Source organism: bacterium (genome assembly GCA_030018315.1).
Lineage (GTDB): Bacteria > Hydrothermota > UBA3073 > JACQXS01 > JAGMCI01 > JASEGA01.
In genome coordinates this window covers 1-13,993 of record JASEGA010000035.1, presented here as the reverse complement: position 1 = coordinate 13,993, position 13,993 = coordinate 1, and the positions used below count along the sequence as shown (strand labels likewise).

General features: G+C 39.2%; 12 protein-coding genes. All 12 read left to right on the top strand.

Features of this window, described 5'->3' with window-relative positions; all coding sequences use genetic code 11:
• Positions 1–1,817: SBBP repeat-containing protein (locus QMD71_09135; protein ID MDI6840992.1), on the top strand; the 1,817-nt coding region annotated here is incomplete at its 5' end.
• Positions 1,818–1,952: 135 nt separating this feature from the next.
• On the top strand, positions 1,953–2,135 hold the full coding sequence (locus tag QMD71_09130) for a hypothetical protein (GenBank protein ID MDI6840991.1): 183 nt from the start codon (positions 1,953–1,955) through the stop codon (positions 2,133–2,135).
• 147 nt (positions 2,136–2,282) lie between these two features.
• The gene (locus QMD71_09125) at positions 2,283–2,465 is read left to right on the top strand and encodes a hypothetical protein (protein ID MDI6840990.1); all 183 of its coding nucleotides are present in this window, start codon (positions 2,283–2,285) and stop codon (positions 2,463–2,465) included.
• 75 nt (positions 2,466–2,540) lie between these two features.
• Entirely contained in the window at positions 2,541–3,515 is a 975-nt protein-coding gene (locus QMD71_09120; GenBank protein ID MDI6840989.1) for a radical SAM protein, read from the top strand.
• A complete protein-coding gene (locus QMD71_09115; protein MDI6840988.1) occupies positions 3,499–3,777 on the top strand; it encodes a PqqD family protein in 279 nt (92 codons plus the stop codon). Before QMD71_09120 ends, QMD71_09115 begins: the two co-directional genes overlap by 17 nt.
• Complete coding sequence (locus QMD71_09110) at positions 3,774–4,784, top strand: radical SAM protein (protein ID MDI6840987.1); 1,011 nt, start codon at positions 3,774–3,776, stop codon at positions 4,782–4,784. The genes QMD71_09115 and QMD71_09110 overlap by 4 nt, the downstream gene beginning before the upstream one ends.
• Positions 4,771–5,709, top strand: a complete 939-nt coding sequence (locus QMD71_09105; protein ID MDI6840986.1) for a hypothetical protein — start codon at positions 4,771–4,773, stop codon at positions 5,707–5,709. Before QMD71_09110 ends, QMD71_09105 begins: the two co-directional genes overlap by 14 nt.
• The gene (locus QMD71_09100) at positions 5,706–7,145 is read left to right on the top strand and encodes a T9SS type A sorting domain-containing protein (GenBank protein ID MDI6840985.1); all 1,440 of its coding nucleotides are present in this window, start codon (positions 5,706–5,708) and stop codon (positions 7,143–7,145) included. The genes QMD71_09105 and QMD71_09100 overlap by 4 nt, the downstream gene beginning before the upstream one ends.
• Before the next feature lie 22 nt (positions 7,146–7,167).
• Complete coding sequence (locus QMD71_09095; protein MDI6840984.1) at positions 7,168–8,640, top strand: FlgD immunoglobulin-like domain containing protein; 1,473 nt, start codon at positions 7,168–7,170, stop codon at positions 8,638–8,640.
• Between the two features lie 661 nt (positions 8,641–9,301).
• Complete coding sequence (locus QMD71_09090) at positions 9,302–11,044, top strand: T9SS type A sorting domain-containing protein (protein ID MDI6840983.1); 1,743 nt, start codon at positions 9,302–9,304, stop codon at positions 11,042–11,044.
• A 66-nt stretch (positions 11,045–11,110) separates the two neighbouring features.
• The gene (locus QMD71_09085) at positions 11,111–12,967 is read left to right on the top strand and encodes a T9SS type A sorting domain-containing protein (protein MDI6840982.1); all 1,857 of its coding nucleotides are present in this window, start codon (positions 11,111–11,113) and stop codon (positions 12,965–12,967) included.
• A 28-nt stretch (positions 12,968–12,995) separates the two neighbouring features.
• Positions 12,996–13,793 carry a kelch repeat-containing protein gene (locus tag QMD71_09080; protein MDI6840981.1) on the top strand — a complete coding sequence of 266 codons (798 nt, stop codon included), beginning with the start codon at positions 12,996–12,998 and terminating at the stop codon, positions 13,791–13,793.
• Positions 13,794–13,993 lie beyond the last annotated feature (200 nt).

Sequence of the window (13,993 nt, the reverse complement as noted above, 5' to 3'; positions counted from 1 at the left end):
CAAGTCAGAGGTTGAAAATCAAAGGTGCCAAAAATATTTATTCAACAAAGCAATTTTTACTTGACTTTTTAAAAAAAGATTATAAATTAGTATATAGAAATAATACTAATGTAAATGTAGTTGGAGAGATGAAGAAAGAATTATTTGTTATCCTGATATTCACTATCGGGGTTAGCGGGCTTATGTTGTCAATCCCGACTTTAGTCGTGATTGCTGGCAGCTGGGCTACCAAGCCACCTATGCTAAATCATCTATGTATCGTAGAGGCAGCTCCAGTAGATGGTAAGATACATTCTATTGGAGGATATAATAGGGATGAGCTTGTTACTTGCGCCCACGCATATAACACAGCAAACAACTCATGGCCTACAGGGCCAAATATGCGATGCGATACTTTATGGACGAGGGAGTGGGATGGTGGTGCCAAGGAGGGTGCCAATCGTGTAGCTGTAGATAGAGAAGGGAATATTGTAGTGGTAGGATATAGGAAGATAGAGGATGCTGATTTTCAGCTTCTAAAATACAGCCCGAAGGGCAAACTTTTATGGGATAGAAGTTTTGATAGCAAAGCAAATGAGGGTGCATTTGATGTAGCTATAGACAGCTGTAACAACATTATTGCCGTAGGTCCCGCCGTGTGGGGCGAGATTACCGTACCTGACTCAGTTCAGTGTCTAATTGTAAAATATGACCCTAAAGGTGAGCTCATTTGGAAAAAGACTTACAATAGACCACCTTGGTTTTGGAGTTTTTGCTACGGTGTAGCAGTTGATAGTAAGAATAACATCATTATAACAGGAACAGACCCTACCCCTGATGGCTGGGGTGTGAATATACTAACAGTTAAGTTTTCTCCTGATGGCGAATTTATCTGGGAGCAGATATTTTCTTTTGGCTGGTTTTACTGGTTTAGGGGTCGTGATGTAGTAACCGATGCTTCTGATAATGTTTTTGTAGCTGGCACACTTTGTGATATTTCAAGTAGTGAATATGGGCAAACAGGGTTTGTTACTGTCAAATATAGCGCCGATGGTACACTTCTTGGTAATGTTACAGAGACAAGACATACTCCCTTTGGTCCAACTTATGATGGTGGGTATGGTATTGCTGTAGACAAAGAAAATAACATCTATGTTACAGGATATCTGATGCCACAAGAGTGGGAGCCACCTGAAGAGGGTATGAATTGGTATACGATAAAATATACACAGGAGTTAGAACAATTGTGGCTAAATGAGTACCATTGGGGCTTTAAAGATGAGGTAGGTCTTGGTATAGCTGTGGACACTGTCCGTAATCTTGTTTACAATGTGGGAATAGGTCCTATTTTACAACTGTCTATAAATGGTGATTCACTTTGGACAGGCTGGACATTTCTATACCAACCTTTTTCTGGTATAGCCGTTGACCATTTTGATGGCAGCTTTGTTATAGTAGCACCAAAGGCACAGGGACAGGACTTTGACAATTTCTTCACTGTAAAATTTTCTGGTGTAGCTGGAGTTGAAGAATATATCAGTTCCATTGTTAAGACCAATTTAGTTGGTATTACGGTCTCACCAAATCCTTTCATCCACCGGCTTTCTATATCTTTTCAGCCTGATAAAGAGGACTATTTTAAGCTAAAGGTTTACGACATTAGTGGTGCAGTTATCCGGTCGCTTTGGGACGGTCCTTTATCAAAGGCACTTTATAGTTGGGTATGGGATGCCAATGACAATAAAGGGATGACAGTTACACCTGGTGTGTATTTTGTCACAGTTGAGGGCAGTAACGGGCTACTGGTCTCAAAGAAGGTTGTCCTACTCAACAAGTGAGATGGAATTTAGGTAGTTAAGAGCCAAAATTTACACTTGACAAGTAGAGTTTATGATATATCTTTTGAAAAATAGGAGAATGTTATGTGGAGTCAAAACTGGCAAATTTTTAGTAGCGGATAGGAGGCCGCATTTATGCAGAAGATTTCGAGAGTTTATAGGAAAGTAAGTGGACAGAATAAAGAGGCACCTAAAAAGCTCAAGTACGAGAAGCCCAAAATGACCAAATACGAAAGTAAAGTTGAAGCTTACGATGAATTAGATATCCTCCGATGTACCTGGACTCCGTCTCCCTGTCCTCCTGAATTGGTTGAATAGCCTTATTTTCATAGGGTAATGATAAGAATTGGTTTATCCCTTTCACTTTTGACAAGTAGAGTTTATGATATATCTTTTGAAAAATAGGAGAATGTTATGTGGAGTCAAAACTGGCAAATTTTTAGTAGCGGATAGGAGGCCGCATTTATGCAGAAGATTTCGAGAGTTTATAGGAAAGTAAGTGGACAGAATAAAGAAGCACTTAAAAAGCTCAAGTACGAGAAGCCCAAAATGACCAAATACGAAAGTCAAACTGAAGCTTACGATGAATTAGATATCCTCCAATGTGAGTGGAAGCCGTCTCCCTGTCCTCCTGAAAAGATTGCATAGCCTTATTTTCATAGGGTAATGATAAGAATTGGTTTATCCATTTCACTTTGGTCACCACTACAAAGTTAGTACAGGATGATTACTTTAAATGGGCTCGCAATAGAGGTAACTACTCATTGCAATTTTAGATGCAAGCACTGTTGCATAACAGATTTTAACTTGGAGCTCCCGTTTACTAAAATAGAAGGTGTACTTGACGAATTCATTAGCCTTAAAGGTATTTTCCTACAGCTGACAGGTGGCGAAGTCTTGTTGCATCCCGATTTCTTTAAAATAGTTGCAAAAGCGCGTAGGTTAGGTCTATGTATAACCATATGCTCAAATGGCTCATTAATTACAAACTCAATTGTTAGTGAATTGAAGGGGCTCGGTGTCTTCTACTACTCTTTAGGGATATATGGGGCATCTGCTGCTACTTACGAGGCAGTAACCGGTGTATCTTCTGGATATGAGCGTGCAATAAGAGCTATTAGAACCATATTAGAAAATAATTGTTATGTAGGTGTAGGAGTACTATTAACTAATGACAATATTCAAGAGTTAGATAAAATGGTACGTGTTCTAAGTCAGTTTCCTTTAAAATCTCTAAAGTTTAACCCTCTCATACTTAATAGACGCGACGGAAGTATATCTCACCCTTCTTGTCATTTGAGTGAAGATGCAATAATTGGGCTATTAAAAAATGGCCCCCAATCAGTTGAATTTATAGTAAATAGAGGTAACGGACTCAAATCACCGTATCAAAATTGTAACGCCGGGCTCGCCGGTTGTTATATTACAGCGGATGGCAATATTTATCCGTGTCCCTTTCTTCCTATTTCTGCAGGTAATATTTATAAGGAATCTCTTGCAGAAATATGGAACAACTCACCTGTTTTTCTTAAATTAAGAAATGCTACACGCTCTTCTTTCGTAGACTGCTGTGATTGTTCTCTCTTTTACAAATGCAAGCGCTGTCTTGCATCAGCTTATTTTACTCATGGAGATATATTTAAGAGACCTGATTTCATATGTAAGGTAATGAGTAGGTATTATGGAACTTTCAAATAAGGTCAGAATAAAAAAAGAAGAGCTTGCTTGGCGAGAAATAGAAGGTGAGGTCCTTTTACTTCATCTCCCTACAGAGAGATATTATATTCTTAACAAAGTAGGTAGCTACATTTGGAAACAATTTGATGGCAATAAGCCTATTAGTGAGATTATAGATAATATAAAGAGGGATTGCGATGTTGCTAAAACTGCTGATGTATCTAGTGACTTACTTGAATTTGTCACCGACCTGTTACAAGAGGGGCTAATCGCACTTACATGAAGAAACACCCTCTAATAGGTATTTTAATAGAAGTAACTCAAAACTGCAACTTAAGGTGTCTTTACTGTTTTCTTGAAACTTATGAAGGGACGTTGGAATTCACCCGCATTATTAAGCTATTGGATGAGGCAGCTAATATTGGTATCTTTTCTCTTAAACTATCAGGTGGCGAGCCTTTTATGAGAGGCGACATTCTTGATATTATAGAGGAAGCAAGGAGGCGCAGTTTTGCAGTCCAGATTGGCACAAATGGTACTCTAATCACAGACGCTATTGCAAAGAAGCTTGCAAACCTTAATGTGCACAAGGTAGCGTTGACAATTTATGGTGTCTCTGCTGATACTTACGTGCAGTTTACCGGTGTAGATGCATTTTCAAAAGCAATGGATGGTGTACATAATCTTTCAAGAAATGGTATAAGGACTGTAGTAAAGTTTCCAATAACAAAAATTAACTACCATGAAGTCCCTAAGGTACCGGCTATGTTTACCGGAATGCCAAATGTAAAGCTGATATTCTCTGCATTGATAAGTGGTAGGAGGAATCATAACATGAGTCCTATAAAATACCAGCTACCGACTTCTGATATATATCAAATTGTACAAAAATCAAACATAAAGTTGGAAGAAGATATAACTAATATCAATGTAAAAAACATAAGCCAAAGTACAGTAGGTATATCGTGTGGGGCTGGCATCTCATGTTGTACTATTACTTCTGACGGACGAGTCCTTCCGTGTCCTATCTTTCCATTGGAAGCAGGTAATATCTATAAGAAGTCTCTAAAAGAGATACTGGATTGCTCACCTGTACTCTTAAAGCTGAGAAACACGACCATTTCCGATATGGTAGATTGTCATTCTTGCAAATATCTTAGATTCTGTGTGCGGTGTCCTGCTATGTCTTATTTAGAGAAGAAAGATTACTGTAAGGCATCTGATAACCTTTGTAAGTTCATATATGAGTGGAGAGCGCTTAAGGAAGGTACAATGCATGCACACTATTAAGAGGCCCTACATAAAGATACTGTCAACGAGTAAAGAGCTACTTAATTCATTGAGACCCCCTGTGATTGGTGGTATAGATGAAACTATAACTGTAACATATAGCTGGTCAGATAAATTTCCTAAATTGAGTGGTTGCTTTCTCTCATCCAAAGTGATGAGGGTTTCAACCAGATTGCTTAATCTTATAACATATAAAGATGGAAATATCTACCTACAAAATTGGGATGATGTGATGTTTATCATATACGATGCTGATAAGTTAACAGAGACAGTTTATATAAAGAGAAATACGCATCCCAAACAATTTCTCTGTACCATCCGTAATGTAGCCATAGTACATGGCACACTATTTTTGCTTGGTTGCCGTGATTACATTTGTATACACTCGACAGCAGTCTCAAATGATGGACGTGGCTTACTGTTGGTGGGACCATCTCGGAGTGGTAAAACAACCTTTTGCATCTCACTCCTTGAGAAGGGGTTTAGTTTTTTGAGTGATGATAAGGTGTTGCTGAAACAAGATAAAGTAGGATGGAATATATTTCCTTTTTTCTTAGACTTGCCTAAAGTGAACCATAAACGCGCGCAGTTTTATCCCAACTTGAGTCCAATTGTGGATAATGGAGATACTAATAGTTCACGAAGTTTTACCTATTCAGATAAGAGCATTTTACACAAAATATTTTTACCTCATTTTTCCAACTGCCAAGGATTGAAAGTTAAAAGCATAGGGAAAAAAAATGTGCTCTGTCGTATACTTGGAGACAAATTTAATTTTGCTCCAGTAATAGCATTCTGCGCCGATGATAGGAAGCGGATAGATTTTATTTTTGACCTTGTGAAAAACACAGACTGTTATACGGTTGAGTTAGGCAAAGGCTGGATAAAGGATGTTACTAAAGAGCTATTTATGGAGGGGTTATGATTAGTAAATTATTTCGTCCATACTTTATCTATACATTTGGGTTAGTTGTGCAAATTGCATACTCACAGCCCCAGGTACTATGGGAAAGGGAGTATGATTCAGGCTATAAGGATGAAGCTAATGGAGTAGCTATAGACAATAAAGGTAATATTATAGTAGCAGGCTATACATGTGCGGGGGATACTGATTTTCTCACTCTTAAGTATACTCAGAGTGGTGAGCTTTTGTGGGCGAGGCAGTTTAAGGTTGAAGGCCGGGATATGGCATATGGTGTAGCTACAGATGAGCTTGATAATATCATTGTAGGCGGCTATTCCATATTTGGATATGATTCATTGGTGTGTCGAATAGTTAAATATGATTCAACTGGTGAGTTTCTCTGGACAAGGACTTACACTTCAGAGGGCTGGCACTCAGCTGGTCTTAAAGGTATTACAACTGATAATGACAATAGGATTGTTGGGACAGGATGGATTTCAATATGGCCTGATGACCCTGCGAGTCCAAGAATTCTAATCATTAAGTATTCACCTGAGGGTAATTTTGTTTGGAAGAAGACTATTAACCAGGAGTTTGGCTTAACGGGTTATGGCGTGGCTACAGATAGCGATAAGAATGTGGTTGTGACAGGTGGTATCTTTTTGACAATTCCAATCTGGCATCCGGGTATTCCAACTTATAAATACGATTGTGATGGTGCGTCCCTTGAAGGTGATTGGTATCTCACTTCAGATTTTGACCCAAACCTTGTGCCAATTGAGACAGGTTATGGCATTACTGTAGATAGATGGAATAACATCATCCTTACAGGGACATATCCATATATAGGAACACATAGCTACGATTGGCTTACTATCAAATATACACCTGATTTAAATGTTTTATGGGCAAAGCTCTATGATACAGGTGAACGTGATGAAGGCTTTGGTGTTGATGTAGATTCTTTTGGCAATGTCATTGTTGTAGGGCGGACCATTCTTAATGGACCTAATATCCTTAGATATTCGGCTGAAGGTGAGTTACTTTGGGAATATAGCTACCAAGGCGCTCGTGCCTTTAAAGGTGTAGCTATCGACCCTTACAATGATTTTATAGCGACAACAACAAAAAATGACAACTTTTTAACTGTAAAATTTGGAGAGCTTGGAATTGAAGAAAGTGTAAAGACTAAAGCACCGAATACTGAATTGGAAATTTATCCTAATCCGTTCTCATCGAGAGCTATAATAAACTATAGAATACCAACAGCTGAAAAAGTTTCACTTAAGGTATACAATTGCAGTGGTGAGCTCATAGCTATACTTGTGGACACAAAGAAAGAGACTGGCTATCATTCAGTTGATTGGAGCAGTGATGGGTTATCAAATGGCATCTATTTTTTAAAGCTTGAGTCTCAATTACAGGTTATTAATAAAAAGGTGATTAAGTTAAAATAATGGCTTAATGAAAAGGGGGAGCATGGTTAAAAATACATTTTTAGCTTTATTATTTATACTGATACTTTTCTCTGCTGCAGTATTTGGTGACGATTACACGATAGAGTGGGTAGATACACTCAAGCCGTGGAGTGAGCATGATTGGGCTGAGGATGTGGTGTTAGACGGCAATGGAAACATTATTATTTTGGCATACTCTTACATTAATGACAAGGCTTGTCAACTTATCATAAAATATAATTCAGCTGGCACAATCATTAAAATTGACACTACTTATGGCTATGAGCCTAAAGCTATAGCAATGGATAGTAATGGAAATATTGTCGTCACAGGATATATTTCATCAAGTGCTTTCTACACTGCAAAATATAACTCATCTTTTACACTTATTTGGGCAGATACAGTAAGGGGTGGCTATCTCAATTGTTCAGAAGAAATAGCTATAGATAAGAATAATAATATCATCGTTACTGGAGGGTACTTGAGAAGCCTTACTGATACTAGTGGCTATCACACATTAAAATATAACCCGGCTGGCAATATCATATGGGCAGATACACTCAAGAATAACGAAGTAAGCTGGGCTTATGGAGTGGCTACAGATAAGTATAATAATATCATCGTTACAGGGGCATCAGGGACTTCCGATTACACTGATTATTACACTGTAAAATATAACCCGTCAGGCGAAATTATCTGGTCCGATACAGTAGAAGATGGAAATAAAGCTTATGCGGTAGGAGTAGATAGTAATAACAACTTTGTAGTTACAGGAACTGGTTACTACACAGTAAAGTATAGTTCTTCAGGTGCAGTTAAGTGGGCAAAGACAATTGGGAGTGGTGGTAGCAAGGCTAAAGGGGTAACGACAAATTATAAAGGTGACATTATTATTACAGGGTCTACTGGGACTGGTAGTAGTATATTTGATAAGTGTTACACTGTAAAATGTGATTCTAATGGTTCAGTTTTATGGTCGCATAATTTTAGTGGTGCGAGTGGTGGTGGTATTAGGGGAGGTTGTGGCAATGGAGTAGCAGTTGATAAGAACGATAATATTATTGTTGTAGGAAGGCTTGTGCGGGATGATAAATCAGAGTGTTTTGTCATAAAATATAAATACTCTCCTTCAGGAGTTATGACTGAAACTAGTATGAAACCAAGTGTTAAATTTGAAATATGGCCTAATCCATTCAGCAGAACTACAGTAATCCGTTATGAGTCGTGTGTCGTGGGTCATGCGTCGGCTTCCAAACACACAACGCAAAACGCACAACACATGACACTCAGAATTTATGACCTTACTGGTAGATTAGTTAAGTCTTTTCCATTGCTCGATTCTCGCTACTCAATTCTCAATTCTGTTACTTGGGATGGCAGTGATGAAAGTGGAAATAGACTGCCAAGTGGCATTTACTTCTGTAAGCTATTCACAGAATCCTGCGGACAAGCAGGCGAAAATAGTATAACCAAGCAACTGTTTCTACTTAGGTGAGGCCGTATAGTAATATCAAATATCAAAAATCAAATATGAGCCACAGATTTCACCAATAAATGATGAAAATGAACACAAATAAAGGAAAGAATAGTGTTACGAATTTAGTGTGTATTCGTGTATATTCGTGGTTGAAAATCTGTGTCATAATTTTGCATTTTGATATGTATTTTTGATTTTTAAGACTTGCTTTGACTACGCCTCGCAATAACAAATGTGGGGCTAGTAATGACATTTTCCCCTTGTTATTGCAAGGAACGAAGTGACGAAGCAATCTCATTTTAGAACAATTAAACTATTACTCTCGTAGTTGACAAAAAATTTTTTTTATTTTATACTTGACTTTTTAATACTTCCAGTTATCTTAATAAAAGATTTAAAATGTAAATTTTTATGAGAAATTCTAAGCACGAAATCCTAAATAAATCCTAAATTCCAATGTTTCAAACCTTCTGGTTTGGAATTTTGGAAATTAGAAATTGTTTAGGATTTGGTGCTTGGGATTTATGATTTTAAGGAAAGGGGGTGCTTATGTAGCAATAACAGGGATGTGAAGTTAAACTTAGGTGTTCTTTGTCCCGTTTCCATATGGAACGAGATTTGAATAGCTACAGATTACACGAAATAAGATTTGTGTTCTCTGTAACTAAAAGGAGGAGTGATGAAGCGAGTTGTATTAGTTATTCCAATACTTATTGGGATAGTTAGCTATTGCTTTGGGACGCATGTTCCTGTGATAAGGAAGGTGAGTGAAGGTTGGATAGGGAGTGGCAATCAGGATAGGTTGACATATAAAGATGGTAGGATTGAAGAGTGGATTAAGTATTACAACGAAAACCCACATTGGATAGTATGGGCACCGGCAGATTCACAGCTTGCAACTGCGTTTACTATGACTAACTTCCCACAAGTCCAGTATCCATTTCATATTAAGAGGTTAAGACACATATTTTATGAGCATCCGGAGCTTCCATGGGATGGTGACCAGTTCAACTTTAGAATCTATGCCGGTGATGGTAGCACAATTTTATATTCATCGCCACAACTTACTGCACGGAGGTACCCAGCTGTCACAGAATTTGACCTCGGTGCTGATTCATTAAGGATTGACTCAGGTGACTTCTGGGTAGCAGTTGATGTGGTAAATGCCAGTGGTTTCCCTTCTTCACTTGGTGACGGCTCTTGGCGTGGTCATAGCTGGTTTGGAATACCAGGACATTGGACTGAGCTTCAGTGGGATGGTAATGGGACAGAGCTATCTAACTATGCTTATGTGTCGTGGGTTGCGCTTGCACACGATGTCCGTGTCCTATCTCGAGATAGCCCAGGTGCATGGGTATGGGTAGATACAACATACCAAGTGAGAGCTACAGTCCAGAATGTAGGGCTTAACTCAGAGAGTTTTGGTACTGAGTGTATCATAATGGATGAGTTTAATAATGTTGTATATGCAGATACTCAACAAGTTACTAACTTAGCTTCAATGGCAACGCGGCGATTAACATTTGATACATGGAGACCGGCACTCTATGACGAACCATATACATTTACTTTTGCTACATTACTAGCTGGTGATATGAACCCACATAGTGATACATTGATAGCAGCTTCTCAGAGCTATGATTATGGTGAGATTTCATATGATGACGGTGTTCCAGAAGCCTGGTATGTGGTACAGAGTCCAAATGGGGCACAGGATGCATTTGCAGTCAGATTTACTCCATATTTTGGGACAAACATTTGTGTCAAGAAGGCTAAAGTGTATGTTAGTGGCACAACCCCATTTGATTACATAGGTGTATTCCCTGGCACTGCTACAAGTCCTAATATGAACGCTCCATATCAGAAGATTCAAGACCCATCTGCTACTCAAATACCTGGCTGGATAGTGGTTGAATTTGATACTACACTGACACAGATACCGGCACCAGGTAATATCTGGCTTGTAGCTAAGTTTGAATCTGGCCAGACCGGACCCGGAATTGGATTAGACCAAAATGCACCTATAAATAACAGGTCGTATTGGACACAAGATTTAGCCACATGGAATACTGTAGGGGATGGTGATTGGCTTATGCGTATAGTTCATGGTGGACTACCGGGGATAGAAGAGACATCATCTATACCGAATGGATTCAAGTTTACCTGGCATCCTAATCCTATGCATAATTGTGGTGTAATCGTTTACGAGCTCCCATATCGGACTTTTGTGAGTGCTAAGATTTACGATATGACAGGTAGATTGGTGACTACGCTTGAAAATAGTGTGAAGTCAAAAGGAATACACAAAGCTTGCTGGGAGGCTACAAGTGTAAATTCTGGCATATATTTCTTAAAGTTTACAACTGGAGGTGCTACCTCTGGTAGTCTTGATTTAACTCATAAGCTGATTCTGCTCCATTAAGTAGAGGTGTAGGGGCGAGGTAACCTCGCCCCTACAGAGTGCAGTTGTGGTGAAATAGGAGGCAATATGAGAAAGGTAATATTAACTGGGCTTTGTTTATTGGTAGCAAGTTATTGCTTTGGTGTTAGCAATACTTTAAACAAAAGGTGGGTATCTATTCCATTTTCGCCATCCAAGAGTGATACAGACAACTACGGCTACTATTGGCTTGATAGCAATTCACCAGGTGGACCTACTTACAACTGGATTGATATCACTGGAATTGGAACTGAGGTGATTGGACTTGGTGATGATAACAATTCAGGTCCATACAATATTGGATTTGAGTTTCCGTACTATTGGTACAGAGTAGATAAGTTTTGGATTGAGTCTAACGGTGCTATATCATTCACTTACTCTGATGTATATTTTCCACAGGAGGATGGTGGAAATACTATCCCAAATACTACACCACCAAATGATTTGGTTATACCACTTGGCGCTGATATTGCGTTTGGAGCTGGCTCTCAAGGTAGGTGTTACTACTACTCTAATAATGTAGATACTTTGGTTGTCTCTTTTATCAATGTGCCTGCCTGGACACAACAGGGGCTTGTAGGGGCGCATACTTTTCAATTGATACTGAGTGCTAATGACAGCACTATTCTATTCCAGTATGGTAGACAACAAGGTAGTTTCTACCAAAATATGGATTGCGCAGGGATTGAGAATGTCATCGGGAACGACGGTCTTCAATATCTACTTAACCAGATGCCAGACTCTGGGTTAGCTGTCAAATTTATACCTCCAGAGTCAACTACTTACCAAGCCAAAGATATTGGTGTATACGAAGCTATATCTGATGGTAGTAAAGGCATATTCTGTTTTCCTAATGAGCCTATACAAATTTTTGCTACTATTAAGAACTACGGTAATGTGGATGCAGAGAATTTTAATGTATTTTGTGTTATTAGAAGAGTAGCCGGTGCCACGCAATACAGTGATACTGAGAGTGTTGCAAGTCTGCCGGCGGGTGAGTTAACTACAGTTAACTTCAGGGACTGGACACCTACAGCTACAGGCAATTACTATGCTAATGTTAGGACTGCATTATCTGGTGATATTAACTCTATCAACAATACCAAGGATGTAGAGTTTATGGTTATAACCTACCCTGGCTGGCTTATATACGACTCTAATCCACAACAAGCACAAGGAAGTGCCTGGTATGGAGCTGGTGCGGGCTGGGGACAAGAGTTTAAGCCACCCGCTTATCCTACTATAGTAGAGTCTGTGCAAGTTACATTGCAAACAGATAATGCAGTCAATACCCCCATACTATTTATGGATGACGACGGTCCTGATGGTAGTCCCGGTACAATTATCTACGCTGATACAATTAATGTGCCAGCAGGTGGAGGATTTGATTATTACACTATTGCTATACCGAGTGGCCTTGATACTATCAAAGAGGGTAAGTTCTATGTTGGCATGATTCAGACTGGTGCCCAATATCCGGCTATGATAATGGAGCTAACTACACCTTTCTCACGCCGGGCGTGGGAGTTTACCGGGGTATGGGCTCCTTATAGAGCGAGGGAAGGGTCAGAGCTGTTAATACGTGCATTTGTGAGAGGGGTAGCAGGGACTGAAGAGCCTGTAGCCAACTTTGGATTAGCACTACTGCCTGCTATTCCAAACCCTGCTATAGGACAAGTTGAGATTAGATACCAAATACCAAACACGGCTAAGGTCAGCCTTAAAGTTTATAACTTACTTGGACAGGAAATTAGAACACTCGTTGATGCCCAAAATGAGGCTGGAGTTCATAGTGTTACATTTGACTGCAAAAACTTTATGGGACACAAAATAGCAGCAGGTGTATACTTTTACAGATTAGAGGTTAATAAAGTGGCGGTGACAAAGAAGTTTACACTACTTTGATAGAGATAAAGACATTTGGATGTAAGCAATGGTTTACAAGATAACTGTATTTGTAGCCACTTTTTGTGCATTTTATGGGTTTAGCCAAGAGTGGGTACAAACAGGTAGCCTTAATCATTCTCGCTGTGACCATGCAGCAATCTTACTTCAGAATGGCAAAGTTCTTGTAACCGGAGGGATTGGTGCTTACAACTCTTGTGAGCTTTACGACCCTGGAAGTGGAATTTGGAAAGAAACAGGTAATTTGAATCAAGAAAGATGGTCGCATGCTGCAGTATTACTTCAAGATGGTAGAGTTTTGGTAGTAGCTGGCTATGCTTGGGATGGTGTCTATGGTCAATTTCTATCTGATTACGAAATTTACGACCCGGAGACAGGCAGTTTTGAAGATGTCCCACCATTGATACCGGCTCGTGAGAATCATACAGCAACTCTACTACAGGATGGAAGAGTACTTGTTGCTGGTGGATGGATATATCCACCCGGTTTCCTTAACGACTGTCAACTTTTTATCACTGAGCCCAAGGTAGAGGAGAAAGTATCTAAAGTATGTAATGATTTTAGTGTAACTCCTAATCCATTTACTCATGCGACATTTGTTAGTTTCAGTGTTACTCACATGGATTGGGTTGAGCTTTCTGTTTATGACATAGCAGGTAGAATGGTAAAGACACTCGTCAATAGCTTATTAGAACCAGGTATTTACAAAATTGAGTGGAATGGTGATGACGAGAGTGGTGCAGAGATGCCAACTGGTTTCTATATCGTAAGACTTAATATGAAAGGTAGTATTAGGTCAAAGGGGCTAATTTTTGTAAACTGTTAAATTGAGACGGGTTCTTTAGTAAGAACCGCCCCAAATAGATTTTACCCCGCCTCTGGCGGGGCTTGTCCATACGGATCTTGAGATAAAGTCTTATCTACCTGTGGGTAGACAGGTTTTAGGGAGGGCATATAAAAAATTTAAAATACTTGCTTTGTTGAATAAATATTTTTGGCACCTTTGATTTTCAACCTCTGACTTGG